General features: G+C 61.7%; 19 protein-coding genes. 7 read left to right on the forward strand and 12 right to left on the reverse strand.

Annotated features, from left to right (window positions below):
- The first annotated feature begins 76 nt into the window (after positions 1–76).
- Together ACUY2Y_RS08790 and ACUY2Y_RS08795 are read left to right on the forward strand one after the other, a co-directional pair.
- Positions 77–970, forward strand: coding sequence for an HtaA domain-containing protein (locus ACUY2Y_RS08790; protein ID WP_297850208.1), 894 nt, complete (start codon positions 77–79; stop codon positions 968–970).
- 176 nt (positions 971–1146) lie between these two features.
- Positions 1147–1704, forward strand: coding sequence for a DNA-3-methyladenine glycosylase (locus ACUY2Y_RS08795; RefSeq protein ID WP_448325788.1), 558 nt, complete (start codon positions 1147–1149; stop codon positions 1702–1704).
- A gap of 3 nt (positions 1705–1707) precedes the next feature.
- Here ACUY2Y_RS08795 and ppk2 read toward each other — a convergent pair whose 3' ends face one another.
- Complete coding sequence (gene ppk2, locus ACUY2Y_RS08800) at positions 1708–2574, reverse strand: polyphosphate kinase 2 (RefSeq protein ID WP_448325790.1); 867 nt, start codon at positions 2572–2574, stop codon at positions 1708–1710.
- A 178-nt stretch (positions 2575–2752) separates the two neighbouring features.
- On the opposite strand from ppk2, the gene ACUY2Y_RS08805 reads away from it, so the two are divergent.
- From ACUY2Y_RS08805 to ACUY2Y_RS08815, 3 genes are read left to right on the forward strand one after another with little or no spacing between them, the layout of a single operon-like run.
- Entirely contained in the window at positions 2753–3514 is a 762-nt protein-coding gene (locus tag ACUY2Y_RS08805) for a LamB/YcsF family protein (protein WP_448325876.1), read from the forward strand.
- Positions 3511–5052 (forward strand): 5-oxoprolinase subunit B/C family protein, encoded by a 1542-nt coding sequence (locus tag ACUY2Y_RS08810; RefSeq protein ID WP_448325792.1) that lies wholly within the window; start codon positions 3511–3513, stop codon positions 5050–5052. Before ACUY2Y_RS08805 ends, ACUY2Y_RS08810 begins: the two co-directional genes overlap by 4 nt.
- A 4-nt stretch (positions 5053–5056) precedes the next feature.
- Positions 5057–6799: an acetyl/propionyl/methylcrotonyl-CoA carboxylase subunit alpha gene (locus ACUY2Y_RS08815; protein ID WP_448325794.1), complete on the forward strand. Its 1743-nt coding sequence runs from the start codon at positions 5057–5059 to the stop codon at positions 6797–6799.
- Between the two features lie 21 nt (positions 6800–6820).
- Here the strand turns inward: ACUY2Y_RS08815 and ACUY2Y_RS08820 are convergent, their stop codons facing one another.
- From ACUY2Y_RS08820 to ACUY2Y_RS08865, 10 genes are all read right to left on the reverse strand, one after another.
- The gene (locus ACUY2Y_RS08820; RefSeq protein WP_448325796.1) at positions 6821–7600 is read right to left on the reverse strand and encodes a putative hydro-lyase; all 780 of its coding nucleotides are present in this window, start codon (positions 7598–7600) and stop codon (positions 6821–6823) included.
- A complete protein-coding gene (locus tag ACUY2Y_RS08825; protein ID WP_448325798.1) occupies positions 7591–8820 on the reverse strand; it encodes an NRAMP family divalent metal transporter in 1230 nt (409 codons plus the stop codon). Before ACUY2Y_RS08825 ends, ACUY2Y_RS08820 begins: the two co-directional genes overlap by 10 nt.
- An 81-nt stretch (positions 8821–8901) precedes the next feature.
- Positions 8902–9222, reverse strand: a complete 321-nt coding sequence (locus ACUY2Y_RS08830) for a putative quinol monooxygenase (RefSeq protein WP_210573178.1) — start codon at positions 9220–9222, stop codon at positions 8902–8904.
- Between the two features lie 17 nt (positions 9223–9239).
- The gene (locus tag ACUY2Y_RS08835) at positions 9240–11267 is read right to left on the reverse strand and encodes a neutral/alkaline non-lysosomal ceramidase N-terminal domain-containing protein (RefSeq protein WP_448325801.1); all 2028 of its coding nucleotides are present in this window, start codon (positions 11265–11267) and stop codon (positions 9240–9242) included.
- Positions 11268–11343: 76 nt separating this feature from the next.
- Entirely contained in the window at positions 11344–13143 is a 1800-nt protein-coding gene (locus ACUY2Y_RS08840) for an ABC-F family ATP-binding cassette domain-containing protein (RefSeq protein ID WP_448325803.1), read from the reverse strand.
- Between the two features lie 12 nt (positions 13144–13155).
- Complete coding sequence (locus tag ACUY2Y_RS08845; RefSeq protein ID WP_448325805.1) at positions 13156–13299, reverse strand: hypothetical protein; 144 nt, start codon at positions 13297–13299, stop codon at positions 13156–13158.
- A gap of 9 nt (positions 13300–13308) precedes the next feature.
- The gene (locus tag ACUY2Y_RS08850) at positions 13309–14298 is read right to left on the reverse strand and encodes a 4-(cytidine 5'-diphospho)-2-C-methyl-D-erythritol kinase (protein WP_448325807.1); all 990 of its coding nucleotides are present in this window, start codon (positions 14296–14298) and stop codon (positions 13309–13311) included.
- Positions 14295–15152 (reverse strand): 16S rRNA (adenine(1518)-N(6)/adenine(1519)-N(6))-dimethyltransferase RsmA, encoded by an 858-nt coding sequence (rsmA, locus tag ACUY2Y_RS08855; RefSeq protein WP_448325809.1) that lies wholly within the window; start codon positions 15150–15152, stop codon positions 14295–14297. Before rsmA ends, ACUY2Y_RS08850 begins: the two co-directional genes overlap by 4 nt.
- A gap of 11 nt (positions 15153–15163) precedes the next feature.
- Positions 15164–16282, reverse strand: coding sequence for a transglycosylase family protein (locus ACUY2Y_RS08860; RefSeq protein WP_448325810.1), 1119 nt, complete (start codon positions 16280–16282; stop codon positions 15164–15166).
- Between the two features lie 171 nt (positions 16283–16453).
- Positions 16454–17290 carry a TatD family hydrolase gene (locus ACUY2Y_RS08865; protein ID WP_448325812.1) on the reverse strand — a complete coding sequence of 279 codons (837 nt, stop codon included), beginning with the start codon at positions 17288–17290 and terminating at the stop codon, positions 16454–16456.
- A 24-nt stretch (positions 17291–17314) separates the two neighbouring features.
- On the opposite strand from ACUY2Y_RS08865, the gene ACUY2Y_RS08870 reads away from it, so the two are divergent.
- Positions 17315–17704, forward strand: coding sequence for a DUF3806 domain-containing protein (locus ACUY2Y_RS08870; protein WP_448325814.1), 390 nt, complete (start codon positions 17315–17317; stop codon positions 17702–17704).
- Here the strand turns inward: ACUY2Y_RS08870 and ACUY2Y_RS08875 are convergent.
- Positions 17701–18411, reverse strand: a complete 711-nt coding sequence (locus tag ACUY2Y_RS08875; RefSeq protein WP_448325816.1) for an ASCH domain-containing protein — start codon at positions 18409–18411, stop codon at positions 17701–17703. The genes ACUY2Y_RS08870 and ACUY2Y_RS08875 overlap by 4 nt on opposite strands.
- A 240-nt stretch (positions 18412–18651) precedes the next feature.
- Here ACUY2Y_RS08875 and ACUY2Y_RS08880 point away from each other — a divergent pair, with 240 nt between their 5' ends.
- Positions 18652–20010, forward strand: a complete 1359-nt coding sequence (locus ACUY2Y_RS08880) for an HNH endonuclease signature motif containing protein (RefSeq protein WP_448325818.1) — start codon at positions 18652–18654, stop codon at positions 20008–20010.
- Positions 20011–20016 lie beyond the last annotated feature (6 nt).

A 20016-nucleotide genomic window follows, 5' to 3' on the forward strand; every position in this document is an offset into this window, starting at 1 on the left:
TAAACCCCCGTTCGGCGAATCCGCCGCGCGGGGGTCAACCTCTTTCAACCGCAACACAATCAATTGAGTGAGAAACATGATCCCAACCCATCATCGAATTTCGTACGCACTGGCTGCCACGGTTCTGATCGGCACCACTGTGGCCCCGTTTTCTCAGGCCGAAGAGGCACCCCGGCCGACTGGCACAGTGAGTTGGCCGATTAAGGCAACTTTCCTCAACTATGTGCAAGGCCCCATTGCCCGTGGAGTGATCACCGCTGACAACGGCGCGAAGAAGAAAACCAATTCTTCTGGCTCAACCATAGGCTTCGATTTGCCCGTCAACCCAGCCGGCATCACCCTGGACGAGCAGGGCAACGGAACGATTGAACTCGATGGCGCGCTGACGTTCCTCGGGCACAAGGACCACTACAAGGAGGGTGAATGGGGTCTCAACCTCACCTATTCCGACATGAAGGTCGAGATCGTAGACACCACAGCCAAGTTCGTTGCGGACTACGTGGTTGTGGGCGGTCTTCCCGGGTCCGATCCGGATCAGCGTTCAGAGGCTGATGACGCTGTCATCGCAACCTACACCCTCCCCCAAAAGATCACTCCCGGAAAGAACTACAAGGCCACGACTTCAAGAGGCAAACTCGCCGACGGCGGTGTCGCATCTCTTCTCGCGTACGAGCTAGGCAAGGAAATCGAGCCAATTGCACTTGATCTTAAGTACAGCGACTCTGGCGATCCTGCGCCCGCTCAAGACTCTAGTGCGGACACCGAAAAGAGCAGCAAGCCCAGCATCGACTGGAAAAACCTCTCCTCCACCGACGACGATTCTCTCCTGGCTAAACTGACCAACGGTGTCGCTGTCTTACTTGGCATCGCCGGCATCGTTATGGCGGTCGGCGCGTTGATCCAAGGATTCGCGGACATCTTCAATATCCACCCGCCGGAGATCAAGCTCCCTCCTCTGCCGAAGTTCTAAATCCGAGGACCACCCCCTGCCCTCCCCCAAGCTCAAGGCCAGCGAGGTGCCCGAAGGGACAGTTCTCACCCTCGAGCTCAACTATGGCAATGAAGCGCAAGGCTCCAGCCCCTGTGCTCTCGGCGGAATCATCCACTGGCTACTCACCAGCGGACTTTTCCGCTAGAAGTTGAGGAATGATCGATTTCTCCGCGCCCGCCGATATCGTCGCCCCGCAGCTTCTCGGCTGCTACATCAGCCACAACGGCGTGACCATCCGGCTGACCGAGGTCGAGGCGTACCTCGGCGCAGAAGATGCCGCCGCACACACCTACCGCGGCCAGACCAAACGCAATGCCGCCATGTTCGGCCCACCGGGACGGCTCTACGTTTATTTGTCCTACGGGATTCACCTCAACGGCAATATTGTGTGCGCACCCGAAGGCACTGGCCAAGGCTGCCTCATGCGTGGCGGGGAAATCACTGAGGGAGAGGATCTCGCCAGACAGCGTCGACAAGCAAATGGCAAGATCATCCCATACGAAAACCTCGCACGCGGCCCTGGAAACCTCGGTCGCGCACTCGGCTTTTCGCTAGAAGATAACGGCACCCCGATCGTGCTTGCACCACGCGAAGCCGAACCTGAATGGGTCGCTGGCCCGCGCATCGGCATCAGCAAGAACAAGGGCGCGCCCTACCGTTTCTGGATTCCCAGAAATAAAACGGTGAGCACGCCCCGTGGCTATCCGAAGTAATTACTACTTCTTCTTTTTATTCTTCTCATCCTTGGACTGCTTGCCTTGCTTTCCCTTCTCCAGCTTGGCAGCCACATCCGGGACATAACGGAACTCCTCGCGCGGCGGGCGCTCGTAATCGTCGGACTCCGGGCGCTCCGGCACATCCGGCAGGTCGGGCTCGATGTGCTCGTACGGGATCGTGGACAGAAGATGTGAAATCACGTTAATGCGCGAGCGCTTCTTGTCTTCCGATTCCACCGTGTACCACGGCGCAGTCGGGATGTCGGTGTGAATGAACATCTCATCCTTCGCGCGGGAGTAGTCCTCCCACTTCGTGATGGACTCCAGATCCATCGGCGACAGCTTCCACTGGCGCAACGGATCGTTCCGGCGGGATTCAAAGCGCGCGTGCTGTTCCTCATCCGACACGGAGAACCAGTACTTGCGGAGCACGATCCCGTCCTCCACCAGCAAACGCTCGAAAATCGGTGCCTGGTGCAGGAAGCGGCGGTACTCCTCCGTCGTGCAAAAGCCCATGACGCGCTCCACTCCGGCGCGGTTGTACCAGGAGCGGTCGAAGATCACGATCTCACCAGCAGCAGGAAGCTTTTCGACGTAGCGCTGGAAGTACCACTGCGTCTGCTCCCGTTCCGTCGGCTTCGGCAGCGCCTCAATCCGGCACACACGCGGGTTCAGGTACTGGGTGATGCGCTTGATGGCGGACCCCTTGCCCGCCGCGTCACGGCCTTCCATGACCACAACGATGCGTGCACCAGTGGCCACGACCCACTGCTGCATCTTCACCAGTTCAGCCTGGAGGCGGAGTAGCTCGGTCTCGTACGCCTTCTTGGACAGCTTCGGCGGTTTATTCGTGCTCTCGGATGTCATAGCTACAACGGTAATACGCCTGCTCCCACACCTTGAATTCGGTCATCGAGCCCATGTGGTTCGGCCCACAATGGGAGCGTATATCGTGTCCGGGGTCTCTCCCTGAATCCGCGGAGGAATGGGTCACTAGACTGTTATGAGAATTTCCCATAACTTCCATAACTCTGAAAGTTGGTTCATTGTGAGCGAGCACATCGACCTCAACGCCGATTTAGGCGAAACCACTGCGGGCAACCCAGTTGCCGACGATGCGGCCATGCTGGGGATGGTCTCCAGCGCGAACGTGGCCACGGGGTTCCACGCGGGAGACCCGCACTCCATCAGCGGCACTCTCGCTGACGCGAAGCAGCACAACGTCGTCGTCGGCGCGCACATCGCCTATAAAGACCCCGCTGGTTTCGGTCGCCGCTTCATCGACTACGACCCGGGCGAGCTTGCCGACGAAACGCTCTACCAGATCGGCGCTCTAGACGCCCTTGCGCGGGCGCAGGGACTTAAGGTGCGCTACGTCAAACCCCACGGTGCGCTCTACAACACCATCGTCCACAACGAGAAGCATGCTCAGGCCGTCATCGACGGCATCAAGGCTTTCGGTGATCTGCCCGTCATGCTGCTGCCCGGCGGCATTGCCGTGGACATCGCTGAAAAGGCCGGTTTGCGCGTCATCCGCGAAGCTTTCGCCGACCGCGGGTATAACCCCGACGGCACCTTGGTGTCGCGCCGCGAACCGAACGCAGTGATGACCGATGCCGAGCACGTTGCCGACCGCGTGTTGCAAGTCGCGTCGACAGGCGCCGTGACAGCTATCGATGGCAGCGTCGTCAACGTTCAAGCCGAATCCGTCTGCGTCCACGGCGATTCCCCGGGCTCAGTGGAGCTGACCCGCAGTGTGGTCGCTAAATTGAAGGGCGAAGGCATCGAGATCAGGAGCTTTCTGTGAGCAGAGACATCAAGCGCGTCGGAACACGCGCACTCATGATCGACCTTGACAGCCTCGAAGAAGTGATGGACTTCTACGGAGCCCTGAACACCTCCCCACTCGAACGCCAGACTGACGTTGTAGCTGGTGCCCGGACCGTTCTGGTCACGTTCGATTCGACATCCGCAGCGAAAAAGGCCGCTGAGTTCCTGCGCACCTTCACGCCCGAAGCTGCTGCGGCCAAGGAGTCACGCGAGATCGAGATCGAGGTCTGCTACGACGGCGAAGACCTCGACGAGCTCGCCCAGCTGCTGGGAAAGACCCGCGAGGAGCTCATCGAGTGGCACACCTCCACCGTGTGGAAAGCCGGTTTTGGCGGCTTTGCTCCCGGATTCACCTATTGCGTCCCGGCCGATGAGGCCGACGCACTCGACGTGCCCCGCCGTTCCTCCCCCCGCACCGAAGTGCCGGCGGGCGCAGTCGCGCTGGCAGGCGATTTCTCGGCTGTCTATCCGCGCACATCCCCCGGCGGGTGGCAGCTGATCGGCACGACCACGACCCCGATGTGGGATTCGACTGCCGAACCGCCAGCGCTCGTCAGCCCGGGTGACACAGTGCGCTACGTTCGCGTCGATAAGCTCACCGACGAGCAGGAGACCAGCCACTACGAACTAGACACTCCCCCGCGCATGCCGTTGTTCACCGTCGACGAGGCCGGGCTGCAAACCCTCTACCAGGACCTCGGAAGGCAAGGCAACGGCAGCCTCGGCGTGACCACGTCTGGCTCGTCCGACAGGGCCTCCGCCCGTATTGCCAACGACGTGGTGGGCAATAAGCGCAACGCGACACTTCTTGAAAATATCGGCGGCCTGTCCATGACTGCTTTGGCCGAGACCGTCGTGTGCGTCACTGGCGCGGACAGCGAGGTCTTCGTGGGGCAAAAACCGTTCCCGTTGGCGACGCCCATCATCGTTCCCGCAGGCGCGCAGCTCGTGGTCTCCCCGCCGCGGACCGGTATGCGCTCCTATATCGCAGTGCGCGGTGGATTGATTGCCGACACGGAGCTCGACTCCGCCGCCACCGATCTGCTGTCCGGACTCGGGCCCGCTCCGATCCAGGCCGGCGACACGGTCTCGGTGTCGATGAGAAAACCCGGCACCGCCACCGATCTGCTTTCGAACCCACTTCGCGTGACCAACGATGTCGCCACCGTGCGCTGCGTCCTCGGCCCACGCGATGACTGGTTCAACAAAGCCGAAGTCGAACGATTCCTCGACACCACCTTCACGGTGACCGGCGAATCCAACCGCGTCGGCGTCCGTTTGGAAACTGACGAGCCATTGCAGCGTGAGCGCGGTGGCGAGCTGCCCTCAGAAGGAATGGTGGCTGGCAGTGTCCAGGTGCCGCCGAGTGGGCAGCCGGTCGTCTTCCTCCGCGACCACGCCGTGACCGGCGGCTACCCAGTCATCGCCACAGTGATCAGCGAAGATGTCGACATCGCCGCCCAGCTATCCCCCGGTTCCACCATCCGCTTCGAACTCTACAGCGAAGGAGAATAAGCCCATGTCCACTCCCGCACCAGAAACGTCCCTCAAAGCCGTTCTGATCGCCAACCGCGGCGAGATCGCGGTTCGCATCGCCCGCTCGGCACGCGACTTGGGCATCCGCTCGATCGCCGTCTACTCCGACGCTGACACCGGCGCGCTGCACACCTTGGTCGCCGACGAGGCCTACCACCTCCCCGGCAATAGCGCTTCCGAGACCTACATGAATGTGCCCGCGCTCATCTCGCTCGCCCACAAGGTGGGTGCAGACTGCGTGCACCCCGGCTACGGCTTCCTCTCGGAGAACTCAGACTTCGCACGCGCCGTCGTCGACGCGGGGCTTACGTGGATCGGCCCCACCCCGGAATCCATCGACCTGCTCGGCGACAAGATCGCGGCTCGTCGCGTCGCTGTCGAGGTCGGTGCTCCGCTGGCCCCGGGCACCGAGGACCCGATCGATAACTGGGAAGAGGCCCGCGCGTTCGCGGAAGAGCACGGCATGCCGATCGCGATCAAGGCAGCCTACGGCGGTGGCGGGCGCGGCCTCAAGGTCGTGCACGACGAAGCGGACATCGAGGATGCTTTCGCCTCCGCCGGACGCGAAGCCAAGGAAGCTTTCGGCCGCGCCGAATGCTACGTCGAGAAATTCCTCACCCACCCCCGTCACGTCGAGGCCCAGGTGCTCGCCGACACACACGGCAACGTCGCCGTGCTGGGCACCCGAGACTGCTCGACGCAACGCCGCTTCCAGAAGCTCATCGAAGAAGCCCCCGCCCCCTTCCTGACTGAGGAACAGCGCAGCAGCATCGAAGACGGCGCACGCGAGATCTGCCGCTCCGCCAATTACATCGGTGCCGGCACCGTCGAGTACATCGTGTCGGAAGACGGCACCGTCTCCTTCCTCGAGGTCAACACACGCGTGCAGGTCGAGCACCCCGTCACGGAGGTCGTCACGGGCGTGGACATCATCGCGGAGCAGTTCCGCATCGCTGATGGCCAGGAACTGTCGTTCGGGACCGACCCGGAAATCACCTCCCATGCCTTCGAATTCCGCATCAACGCCGAGGACGTCACCAATGGTTTCGCTCCGTCACCGGGCACGGTCACGCGTTTCGACGTCCCCACCGGCCCCGGCATCCGTGTCGACTCCGGTGTGCGCACCGGCAGCGATATTCCGGCGTACTACGACTCGCTCATGGCCAAGCTGATCGTCATCGCGCCGACCCGCGATGCGGCGCTGGCGCGTTCCCGCCAGGCGCTCAAGGAGTTCACCATTGAGGGCGTGCGGACCGTGCTGCCGTTCCACCGCGACATGGTGGACGCACCGGAATTGAACGGCGATTCCCTCGATCTCTACACCGACTGGGTCGACGGAAACTACTCGCCGAGCGCTAACCACGAAACCAGCGATATTGAGCATCTTTACGACGAACGGGAAACCGTCGTCATCGAGATCGACGGCCGCTTGCACGAAATCGGCATCCCCCGCCGCATGCTCTCTGGAGGCGGTAGCCCGCAAACGAGCGAACCTGAGTCCTCCGAGACTGGCGGAGAGGGTGCCGTGACGGTGAAATTTGATTCCACCATCGTGAAGTGGATGGTCAGCGACGGAGACACCGTGGAAAAGGGCCAGCCGCTAGCCGTTGTCGAAGCCATGAAGATGGAGTCGACGCTGAAGTCCCCCGCGGCCGGCACCATCTCTGTTTCCGCCGACGAAGGCGCGCGCGTGAAGCCTGGGGTAACTATCGCGACAATTGTTTAAGCAATCGTTTAAGCAATTTGCTTAAGGGATCTGATAGGACCGATCCGGGATATCGGTGATGAGCATCTTGCCCGGAGCATGGCAGATAGCCAGCTCCGGCTTTGAGCTCATCACAGCGGACTGAGGTGTGACACCACAAGCCCAAAACACTGGAATCGTTCCTGCCGGGATCTCCACTGGTTCGCCGAAATCGGGGGCTGAGAGATCGTGGATACCGATCGCTGCCGGGTCCCCGACGTGAACCGGTGCCCCGTGCACCGCCGGATAGCGCGAGGTGATGCGAACTGCATCCGCCACCCTGTTCGCCGGGATCGGCCGCATTGAGACCACCATCGGGCCACCAAAAATACCGGCACGTTCAGTTTCGATATTCGTCATGAACATCGGCACATTCCGCCCTTGCTCAATGTGGGCAACAGGAACCTCTTCGGCTAGCAGAGCGTCTTCGAATGTGAAAGAACAGCCGATGAGAAAAGCCACCGTGGAATCGGTCCAGTAGCCGGTCGCGTCGGTCACTTCGTCGACAAGCTCCCCGTGCTTGTAGATCTTGTACGCGGGGATATCGGTACGGATGTCGCCACCCGGCATGAGGTCGGACTCCAGCTGCCCCGCCTCGAGAACCCCCAAGACAGGACATGGCTTCGGGTTGCGTTGGGCGAAGAGCAGGAAATCGAACGCGTACTTCTCATCCACAGCGATGAGGTTCGCTTGCGCGTACCCCGGCGCCCACCCCGCAGTGGTGCCGACGTCATGAGTGCGGAAAAACTCCCGAGCGCGGGCGGGATCTTTTTCTATGCCCAAATTTCCGACAACCCCGCGAGCGAAGAGACACCCATGTAGAAGGTTCCTGCGAGCACAATCACTCCGATGACCTTCATCCACACCGGGTAGTTGTATCCCTTGAGTAGGTCCTTGCGGAACAGCGCGGCCCACATGACCACGGCGAAACCGATCGGCAGGATAAGCCCGTTGAAGGCACCCGCGAAGATGAGCAGTTTCTGCGGCGCAGCACCAACGAGAAGGAAGAGGATCGTGCACACCACGATGAATGCCACCGTGAGCCAGTTGCGCAGCTTCACATCTGTCTTCTGCGTGGTCACGAATGTCAGCGAAGTGTAGGACGCACCGATCACCGACGACAGGCCCGCCGCCCACAGCACCAGACCGAAGGCACGAAGACCGAACTCTCCGGCGGCCTGGTAAAAAGCATCGGCGGCCGTATTGTCCTTGGAAAGCGCCACGCCGGTAGCAACCACGCCGAGCACCGCGAGGAAGAGAAGCACACGCATGATGCCGATCACCACGATGCCCAGCACAGATGCATTCGAAATATTCTTGATATTCTCCACACCGGTCTGGCCCGAATCAATGATGCGGTGGACACCGGCGAAGGTGATGTAGCCGCCGACCGAGCCGCCGATCAGCGTGACGATGACTGCAAAGTCCACTTGCTCGGGGAGGACCGTCTGCTTCAACGCATCTCCGACGGGCGGCTGGGAGACGATAGCGACGTACAGCATCAGCAGGATCATGATCGCGCCGAGGCCCACAACAATGCGGTCCAGCGCAACACCTGCGCGTTTGGACAAGAAGATGAATACGGCGATGACCGCTGAGATCGCGCCGCCGATCTTCGGGTCAAGGCCGAGCATGGCATTCATGCCCAGCCCTGCACCGGCGATGTTGCCGATATTGAAGATCACGCCACCGGCGAAGACCAGTAGCGACATCACCCACCCCAGCCCGGGGATCACTGAATTGCCGAGCTCGTTAGCGCGCAACCCCGAGATACCGAGCACGCGCCACACATTCAGCTGGATCGCGACATCCACGAGAATGGAAATGAGAATCGCGAACGCGAAAGCAGCGCCCAACCGGACGGTGAACACACTGGTCTGGGTGAGAAAGCCCGGGCCAATCGAGCTGGTCGCCATGAGGAACACGGCGCCGAGAAGAGAGCCGATTCCCTTCGGAACGGCGGAATCGTTCGCTACCTTGGTGGACCCTTCTTGTGAAGACATAGGCCCTCCCCTTTCTAAGCAGATCTGGTTCAAATACTGCGCACAGTTTAGAGGGCCACCTAGCCCATTCGGGAATATGGACTAGACCTGGAATTCCGCCATCGCGTCCCACTCAGTCTTGCCCTCGATCAGAGTGTTAATGATCTGCGGGGTCTCCTCCAGGATCTGCGGGAACAGTTCCTGTGCCGCCTTGAAGTGGTCGGAATTGACGTGCGCCTCCGCGGCGTCATCCTTGAAGCCCTCAACAAGGATGTACTCGCGCGGATCGTCAGTGCTGCGGTACCACTCGAAGAAGAGGTTGCCCTCCTCCGCGCGGGACGCCTCGGTGAAGTCATTGACGAGCTCGCGGAAGTTCTCAGTGTTCTCGGGCAGGGGACGGAAACGAACGTTGATCAAAATCATGGCGCCCAGTGTACGAGCTAAACGACGGTCACTTCCGTGCTGCCGGTGAACGGGGTCAGGCTTCCGCCGATCGCGCGCGAGACTCCCTCCACCTTCACGGTGTAGGTGCCGGGATCGAACGCATCAGTGTCCCACGAAATGCGGGCGTTGACGACATCGGAATTCTTCACGAATTCGATGATCGTGCTCGAGTGGAAATCATCCGCCACGATCTCGCCCGCCGCATTCGTGATGGTGTGGTAACCGACTCCGCGGCGCAGATCCGAGTTGGGGTTGGCGAAGGAGAATGTCACCGAGGCGGTATCGCCCGCTTTGACCTTCTCGGTCGAGGTGATCACATCACCGAATTCTTTGCCCCAGGCCGGCCGGTCGATGCCCGGCAAACCAGAAAGGGACTTTGGAATCCACCCTGTCAGGTCGCCCGCCGGCCCGCCGGAATCGATCTGGGAGCCCTCCTTCAACGACCGCGCCAACTTGTCGTAGACCTGCACCATCGCACACAACTCGTGGCGCCCGAAGATCGTCGCCCCGCCTTCGTAGTCCTGGTTGTCGTATTCCTCCGGCGTGGTCACATAGTGCGCATATCCACTCGTGTAGCCCTGGCACACGACGGTCTCCAACGGCACGTCGAGAATGTCCGCCACGTGCTTCCTCATGCGGTAGCCCGCCATCGACGTCGGCTCCATCGAGTTAGTGATGATCGTCAGGCCCGCGATCTGCGTGATCGAGAACAAGAGCACTTGCTGGATCATGCCGTCGACATAGCCCAGCGGCAGCAGCATTTCTTTGGCGCCGTGAATCTCGTTCCATTCATCAGGCACAGTGACGTTGTTGAGCTCTTTGACCCATGGTGTTCCGCCGCGCTCACCCTCGTTGAAGATGGGGACCTCCAGACCACCACCGTCTTCCTGACTCGACGCGGCGAATGCCGCACCCAGAATCGCCGGACCGGTGCGCTGTTTTGTGCCGTCGGGGGTGAACTCACCACGGATCTCCACTTCCCGCATGTCCACCCACTGGTGCCGGTTGCGGACGCTTGTCCCGCTGATGTCCACCAGTTCTCCCTCGGTAGCGTCGATTTGGCGGTCACCGAGGATCTGCGCTGACTTCGCCTCATCCTCGTAGCCCGGCCCCGTCTTCGGCTCCAACCCCGCATTCGGAGTGATATCGCCCTGGGGTGCTGCAGCGAATGCGGCGACGAAGGGAGGATTTTCGACATCCCGGTGAACAACTCCGCGCTCTTTCTCCATGCGCCAAGAGGACCAGCCTTTATGGTCGCCGTCGATAAGCGTGTGCTCGTGCCCGAAGCTCGTGGCGTGCAAGCCGTACCAGTTGATCAAGCCGACGTCCTGGCCGCCGCGGCTGATGAACAGCGTCAAGCTTTCCGGGTTCACTCCGTTGGGAAACTCGCGGATCTCTTCTGCCGGGTTGCGCTTGAATGCCTCGAAAGACCGGTTCGCACCCGCGTCCTTGACTTCACCGCGCACGAGACGCAGATTCGACGGCTGCTTGTCCGCGTGCGCGCGCTCCACTGCCTCGACGATGCCTTCGACCGTCGCCTCAAAGGTGACGGGGCGAAAGCCGAGCGTGGTCAGGTCCACCATGAGGTGGCCCGATGTGCCGCCGGGGCCAACGTGCGTGTGCGTGGCGCTGATGAAGACATTCGACTCGTTGTACTTGCCGCCGAATTTCTCGCGCAGTCGACGCAGCACCTCCAGCTGAATCGACTGGAACATCAGCCCCATCTCCACGATGACGAAAACGCTGCTCACGCCCTCGTTGTCCTCGAAGATGAACGCCCTGGCGAACTGGCGGAAACGGATTCCGGTGGTGGACTGCTTCATCACCGCGTACCCGTTCATGCCGGCGCCGAGTGGTTCGCCCGTCATGTCGGCCATGCCGCGGCCCACTGTGAGCAGAGCCTCCTGCCCTTTCGCCCGCGGCACCCCCATCGCTGCGGTGGCGGCCATCAAGCTGGCGCCGGCCAGAAACGTGCGCCTGCCGAATCGAAGCTTCTCTGTGACTGAGCTCACTTTGTTCCCCATGGCGGAAACAGTACAGAGAACTCCGATTTAATTTTGGCTTTTGAACTATTTTTCCTAAAAACCTAGTTCTGGGTAACTACCCTTCCAGCCGCTCTCCCAGCTCAAGCCATTCCACTTCGAGCTCCTCTCGCTGTGCACGCAATTCCGCGACCTGCCCTGTCTTCGCCCCGATCGCCTCGAAATCAGGGTCAGCTTCCCCCGATATCGTCGCGATTTCCGATTCGAGAGCAGCCGCTTCCTCATGGAGTTTCTCCATCTTCCGGTCGAGCGACTTCATCTTCTTCATCAGCTCGCGGCGCTCCTGCCCGCTCAGCCCGTCGGCGGGCTTTTCCTTGGGCGCGGTGTCGCCGAGATCCAGCACTCCAGAATCCTCCGTCATGCTCTTGCGGCGCTCCAGGTACTGGTCGATCCCGCCGGGAAGATTCGTCAAAGCACCGTCGCCGAATAACGCGTAGGTGACATCGGCAATGCGCTCAATCAGGTAGCGGTCGTGTGAAATCACCACCAGGGTGCCCGGCCACGAGTCGAGGAGGTTCTCCAGTTCCTGAAGGGTGTCGATGTCGAGGTCGTTCGTCGGCTCGTCGAGAAGCAGCACATTCGGCTCGCTCATGAGCACGCGCGTCAGCTGCAAGCGGCGCCGCTCGCCGCCGGACAAGTCCCCAACAGGCGTCCGCTGCCGCTTCGGAGAAAACCCGAGGCGCTCCGCCAGTTGCGACGCCGACATCTCCTTTTTGCCCAGCGTGATGTAGGTGGCCACGTCTTCCACCGCGTCGATCACCCGGCGGGACGGATCCAAGTCGTCGAGCTCCTGACGCAGCCACCCGATCTTCGTCGTCTGGCCCTCGACGCGACGCCCTTCCGCCAGCGGGTAGTCTCCCGCGATCGCCCGCAGCAACGTCGTCTTTCCAGAGCCGTTCACTCCGACCAAGCCGATGCGTTCGCCGGGGGCCAGCCGCCATGTCAGATGGTCAACGAGAGTGCGCCCGTCAGGCGCGTCGATGCGCACATCCTCGAGCTCCACCACGACGCGGCCTTGGCGCTGTTTCGAAAACGCCATGAGCTCTACGGTGTCGCGCGGAGCAGGAACATCCGCGATCAATGCCTCTGCCGCCTCAATGCGGTAGCGCGGCTTCGATGTCCGTGCGGGGGCGCCACGTCGCAGCCACGCGAGCTCCTTGCGCGCGAGGTTCTGGCGGCGCTGCTCGATCGCGTCCGCCTGTCGCGCACGCTCGGCGCGCGCGAACGTCCAGTCGTTGTAGCCGCCTTCGTACACGTCGACTTTCCCGTCGTGCACCTCCCAGGTCAGGGTGGCCACAGTGTCGAGGAACCAGCGGTCGTGCGTCACGACCACGATCGCGACCTTCCGCTTCAGCAAGTGGTCGGCGAGCCATTGCACGCCTTCCACGTCCAGGTGGTTCGTGGGCTCGTCAAGCACGATCAGGTCCAGGTCCTGCACCAAAGCCGCGGCGAGATTCACGCGGCGGCGCTCACCGCCGGAAAGATTTCCCACCGGCGTGTCCAAACCCAGATCCGCGACGCCCGTGCCCGCGAGCACTTCGCGCACCTTCGCATTCGACGCCCACTCGAAGACCTCGAGCCCGAGCGGCTCCACCACGGCCTGCCCGACCGTCACGTCATCCGGAAGCGTGAACCGCTGCGTGACCACCGCCATCCGCAACCCGTTGGTATGCGAGACACGGCCGGTATCCGGCGGCTCAATGCCCGTGAGCACTTCAAGCAGCGTCGTCTTGCCGCCGCCATTGAGCCCCACCACGCCGATGCGGTCCCCGGTCTGCACACCGAGCGACACCTCGTCCAGCAGGGTCTTCAAACCCCACGTCTTGGACACATTTTCCAGGTTGATCAGGTTCGCCATGATGGGGCCATTCTAAAGGGCGCCGTATCCCCACCAGTCGTAGGCACGGTCCCATTCAGCGGTTTCGCGCATGTAGCTGTTCTTGTCCTCCTCCGAAGAGGCAGCAATTTGCTCCGCCAACTTATTCATGCGCTGCTGCAATTCTTCTTCGTTCATACCTGCATGCTATAGCAGCCGCGCACCACCAACAGGCCCGTGAGCAGCGAAAGCTTCGACCGCATCAGAGCCGAGCTTATCGACGACCGCCCTCGCCCCTTCCTCATCCGCACACAGCGCCGCGATGGTCGGGCCAGAACCAGACACCATCGCCCGGATCGCTCCGGCATCTTCGGCGTCGTGGATGAGCTGCTGGAGCGACGGCCGCAATGCCAGCGCCGCCGCCTCCAAGTCATTGTGCATGGCCGCGCCCACCAGCTGCGGATCCCCCGACACGAGTGCCCGCGACAGTGTGGTCGTATCCATGTGCGGGACCATCGATGCGTAATTGAAACGCAGGTCGTCCAGCTTCTCGAACACCGCCTTCGTCGACAGCCCCACCTTCGGATTAAGGAAGGCGAACCAGTACGTCCCGCGCCCCATCATCGGCACCAGGGAATCACCACGCCCAGTTCCCAGCGCGATGCCGCCCATCTCCGCGAACGGGACATCCGCCCCGAGCCCCGGAACCAGGTACTTGAATAGTTCTTCTGGCAGCGCACGATCGTAGTGCGCGATCAAAGCACTGATCGCCTGTACAGCTGCAGCAGCATCGGCGGATCCGCCCGCCATGCCCCCTGCCACCGGCACGGTCTTATCGACCTCCAACCGCATCATCGGCAGATCCGGTCTAATGTCTTCCCGCGTCATATCCTGCGCGAGAATCCCCATGTACCCGGTGCAGATCGAATCCACTGCCTTCCATGCGAGGTTCTTCGGATTGTCCAGATCCTCATCAGGTTCATGCACGTGGTAGGTAGTGCGCATCTCCGAGACAAAGCTCAGCGGAGACGCATCGGGATGCTTATCGACGTCCCCCTTCAGCGTCGTCAGCGTCACCGTCTCCGGCCGGTCCACAGCCATGAACACCGTGGACAGGTCGTGGTAGCCGTCGCTGCGAACCTCCCCTACCCCGAGGTGCAGGTTCACTTTGCCGTTCGCGCGTGCCGTGAATTTCATTTTTCACCCACCTGTGCCAGTCGCACGAAATCCTCCACCGCGAGCTTCTCGCCGCGCAGCTGCGGGTCAATGCCGGCCGCGCGCAACGCTTCCTCTGCTGCAGCGGACGACCCATATACCCCGCCTAAGCAGGCGCGGAGGGTCTTGCGTCGCTGCGCAAACGCTGCGTCGATAAGCGGAAAAACGCGCTCGCGCAACGAGATTGGCCACCCTTTGTCGCGGACGTCGATACGCACGAGCCCTGATTCGATATTCGGCGCGGGCCAGAAAACGTTCTTGCCGATATTGCCCGCCTTGCGCACGTCGCCGTAGAACGACGCTTTGACGCTGGGCACGCCGTAGATTTTCGAGCCGGGGTCCGCCGCTAGGCGATCCGCGACTTCGAGCTGCACCATCACGAGCACGCGGCGGATGCTGGGGAATTCCTCCAGCAGGTGCAGCAGCACCGGGACCGCGACGTTGTACGGCAAATTCGCCACCAGCGCGGTCGGCGCTTCAATCTCGTCGGACTGAACCTTGAGCGCGTCTTGGTTGAGCACCGACAGCCTGCCCGCTGCCCCCGGCGCGAATTCTGCGGCAGTCTGCGGCAGTCTCTCCGCCAGCCGCGAATCGATCTCGACGGCGGACACCCGGCACCCGACCTCGAGCAGACCGAGCGTCAACGAGCCCAAGCCGGGACCGACCTCTAGAACGGTGTCGTCAGCGCTGATATCAGCCGCCGCCACGATGCGCCGCACCGTGTTCGGATCGTGAACGAAATTCTGCCCCAGTTTCTTCGTCGGGGTCACCCCGAGCTCATCGGCGAGCGCCCGGATCTCCACCGGGCCGAGCAACTGGATGTCGGGGCTAGTCATGCCCTCCGAGGTTAGCGGATTCCCAGGCTCGCGGTGCAGGCAGGCCATGCACCCCAGCCCTGGCCCTGCTGGACCTTCGACGCGACAGCGATCTGCTGCTCGCGGGTAGCCAAGTTCGCGGTCGGCGCGTACTGAGTGCCGCCGTACGCGGCCCACGTCGATGCAGTGAACTGGAGACCGCCGTAGAAGCCATTGCCGGTGTTGATGGACCAGTCGCCGCCGGACTCGCACTGCGCGAGCGAATCCCAGACCGAACCGCCTGCGACAGCGGGAGCGGATTCCTTCTTGGCGCGAGCGATCACAGCCGCGCGACCCTTACGGGTGTCTTCCCGCTTGACGATCTCATCGGATTCCACCTCGCCGTTCACCGTGACGATGCGGCGGGTCGTTTCGCGCTTGCCCTTCTCACCCTTCTCGCGGACCTTCTCCTCACCCGGGGCGAGGCTTTCGTCTTCGACGTAGTGCGGCTCGACGTCGAATTCCTCGACGGTTGTGCGCTCATCGAAGTCGACGCGGTCAATGGTGATGTCCATGTTGCCGGTCACTGGGGCATCCATGCCCGGGGAAACGCGGTCGTTGGAGTCCACCAGCACACCGCGGGAGCTGAGCAGCTCGGAAACCGTCTTGGCGGCCGCGGCAGCGTAGGTGGTCTTGCCTCCGTCATGAATAGCCACGATCTTCGGGGAAGTCAGATCGATGGTCATGTTGTCGGTGAGCACATCATCTTCAGCGAAAGCATGGGAAGAACCACCTGCGCCCGGCAGCTCTTTGAGGAAATCCGACACGGTCAGCGCCGTGGTGGTGAACTCCTGGGCTTCGCCACCGTCAATGGTGACTGCGACAGGCTTTGCAGTGCGGACGGTCACCGTGTCGCCGCTGTTCAGGGCATTCGACGGTGCGGGGTAGACGAGGTCTTTCTCGCCCACCTCAACGCCAGCGGCCTGGAGCGCTCCGCCGACATTACCAGCGAAAGTGGTCAGCTCGATGGGCTCGCCGTTGACGTCCACGGTCACCGACTTCTGCGCGGCGACTGCGGTGGTGGCTCCACCGATGGCGAGGGCACCCACTGCCGTGGAGGCGATGACGGCGCGGGTGGTCGAGGTCTTATTGATGCGACGATGACGCGACATAGAAAGAAATCCTCAGTTGGGGGAAGCGAACCTATGTAACGATACGGTAAAGATCGCCCTTACACCAGAAATTCACCTGGCCAGGATGTTGCTTGCCGCCACAAGAATCACACGTGCCACCGCAAACACGTGCGCCACCACCAACCTGCGCAAATACAAAAGTGTGCTACCTCACACACCGAAGATGCGCCCGAAGGTCCCGCCCACTTCCGCAGCGAGATCCTCCACCGCCATTCCGCGCGCAGCCGCAACCACCTTCGCCGTATGCCCGATCAGGGAAGGCTCGTTGCGCGCACCCCGGAACGGCTCCGGTGTCATGTACGGCGCGTCAGTTTCGATCAGCAGCTGGCCGACTGGGGCGAGTTTCGCCGCTTCCCGGAGATCATCATTGCGTTTGAACGTCACATTGCCCGCGAAAGACAAGACGTATCCACGCTCGATAGCTTCCCGCGCAACCTCAACGGGCGAAGAGAAACAGTGCAGCATGACATGCTCCGGGCGTGGCGAGTCGGCGAGAATCCGCATCATCTCCTCGTCGCCCTCACGGTTGTGAATCATGAGCGCCTTGCCGGAATCAACGGCCAACTGGATATGCCAGCGAAACGCCTCTTCCTGGACGTCCAGGGGTGCAGTCCGGTCAGGATCATGCTTGATCCAGTACGTGTCGATGCCGGTCTCCCCCACCGCCACGCATCTTTCGTCCGCAGCCATCTCCGTCAGACGCTTCCGCACCGCATCATCGAGCTCGCCCGCGCGCGTCGGGTGGATCGCGCACGCCGCGAACACACGGTCATTGAAATGAGCAGCTTGTAGTGCCAATTCAGCCTCGTCGAGCCCGTCGCCGACAGTGCAGATTTTCTCAACGCCAGCATCGACTGCGCGCTCAACAACCGCATCCACCTCATCCTTGGTGCGGGCACCAGTGGAAGCGAGGTGGGTGTGGGCGTCGATAAGCCCAGCAATTCGCTCGGCCGGAACGGGCGTGGGGCGCGGTTTCTTCTTCGACATGTGTTCCAGCCTATCCTCGGGCGCATGGAGTTCCACGACATCGATGCCGCCACCCGCTCCCAGATCGACCGCGACCTCGCCGAAGCCGCCGGTGCCGGCATCAACGGGTCGATCGATGACATCGTCGCCTCATTCGAAGAGACCTTAGGCGACTACCTCGCCCTCGACCCCGACCTCCGCCGCGCATATTCCCGCGGCGACATCGCGCGCATGTACGGCACAGCGCTCGGCGACGCGTTCATCCGCGAGCACAACTTCGCATGGCAATTGCTTATCGACGACTACGGCACCGACCTCGTCGTCACCTCCCCCGACCACGACATGTACACCGCACCCCTGGTGGTCGTGGACACCCGCTTCGAGGACGAGGAACCGGGCAAGTTGACTGCTTTTATCAAGCAGTTCTTGGGTTAACCGATCTCGAAGCTGACGACGTCGACTGGGTCTTCCGGAGCCAGCCCCGGGTAATGTGCGTCCAACGCCTCGTGCAGCTCACCCAGCGAAGCAAATCCATCCAGTTTTGCATGTTCTTCTGTCAGGCTGGACCGTTGGATTGTGGCAACCGAGACAATCCGTGCAGGCATAGTCACCGTGACTCCGGACTCTTTTTCGAAGACAAGCTGCGCACCACCTTCCCGGAAGGGGTCATCCACACGGATTGTTTGCCGCTTCGCTCCACTTCGAATTGCTTCTTCGTAACCCTCCCACATGTACACGCGCTGATCCCCGCCCAAATTCCGCCAGTCAAACGCGTTGGGAAGGAGTTCCGCGACAGTCGGCGCCTCGAAGCCATTACTTGTCCGGACCACGCACTGAATTTCGGGATCGAGGTCGAACAGGACCTGCCGGCACTTGCCGCACGGCGGAATAACGATACCCGTGGGCCCGTACACCGCTACGACAGCCCGCACCGGATCCTCGGGACACGTGGCCGCATGAGCGGCTAGAGCAGAGACTTCCCCGCATGGGCCTCCCAAGAAATGAAATGCATTGAGGCCGAGCACGTGCCTTCCTGATGCAGTCAGCAACGCCGCCGCGACAGTGTGGTCTTCGCCGTCGTTAAAGCGCGCCGCGTGTTCTTTGGCACTCGCAGCCAATTCTCGTAATGCATGGGTAATCATTCCCCCACCCTAACGCCTATTCCAACCGGAGCCGTGCCTCGTTGTTCGAGGACATTCTCTGCCGACCTGGAACTTTACCCATATTTTCGAACGGCCATTCGATTCTCGGACTCTTTTCACATGGTGTGGTTCACCCTATGTGAAAGACTGTTCGCACAACAGAAAAAGCAGTCACATTTAGGGGGAAATCATGACACTGCTGAAACCGCAGGATCGCGAGCTTGGAAGGGAGGGACCAAGATGAAACCGTTCTTCGCCACTGAGAACCTGGACGATCCGGATGCCGTGAATGGAATGGCGCTGCGCAGGGCACACCACGCGGTCTTCTGCCACTATGCGGAGGACGGCGAGGAGTTCTACGGCTCCGCCGACCACGACACCGAAATGGCACGGTTGCGCTCCACCACCGGACTTCCGCTGAACGAAGTGAAGTCGGGAGTCTATTCGTACATGACGCTTGCTTCGCTGCCGCGTCTCCGGCAGCTGCAGGAGGACACGGCACGCCTCGACATCTCGCGGCTCAAGGCGATCGACCGCGCAGTGAGCATGTTGGGCAGCGTCGTCGACCAGGAGAACTACGACATCATCGACAAGATGCTCGTGGACCTCTTCACACCGACGAAGCCGAACGAGGAGCTGCCGAGCGCCCACAAGGTCACGAGCCGACTCAACAAATTGATCGGTGACATCGACTCGTCCGTCGCGCACGACAAGCGCAAGCGGAAGTCCCGCGAAAACGAGGCTCCCGGCCAGTGCGACCTCGACTTCCATGTCGGCGGCACCCACGGCACCTCCGGCATGACGCTCACTGCCGACCATGTCACGATGGCGGCGATCAAGGAGTTCATCCTCGAGGCATCGAAGGAGCACGATATCGCGCCCGTCGAGGCACTGGTGAAGCTCATCACCGGGGAGATCACTCCGCCGGCGGACGTCACGATCTTCGCATACGCGCCACTGGGCGAGGATGGAACTATCGACGAATCTGCATCCGCCTACGTCCCCGGCTTCGGCCACACGACGGCAGCTGGAACCGAGATGGCTCATGCCATGGGCTCGACCATCGTCGACCTCCGGAGCGCTAAAGACCACACGATCGCTGGATATGTTCCGCCCGACTCGGTCCGCGCATACGCGCAGGGTCGCGATGGGACCTGCATCTACCCCGGTTGCGAACACCCCGCATGGAAGTGCCAGCTCGACCACCGCGTTCCTTATGAGGAAGGAGGACAGACCACCGCAGCGAATCTCTTCTCGCTCTGCCAGCACCATCACAACGTGAAAACCGATCGCCGGGCGTTCTACGTTCCCGATCCGGTCACCGGCGACATCGTGTGGCTCTTCGCGGACGGAACGTACGCGGTGGTCGACCCCGAGGGACTCTTCGCGCGGCACACCACGCCGACGGCACCGCGCTGGAAGTGCACGCTCGACGATATCCAGCGCATCAAGCGGGATCGCGAACAGTTCTTCGCCAAGGGGCACGCCATCCTGGACGCGTACGACATCGACCGCGACTACGAAGCGTGCGTGGCGGCACTCATTGAACTGGAGCGGGAGTACCGCCTCGAGTTCCCCTTCTACCCGGAGGCGAACTAGTGGAAA

It is taken from the genome of Corynebacterium sp. 20-84 (genome assembly GCF_053479455.1).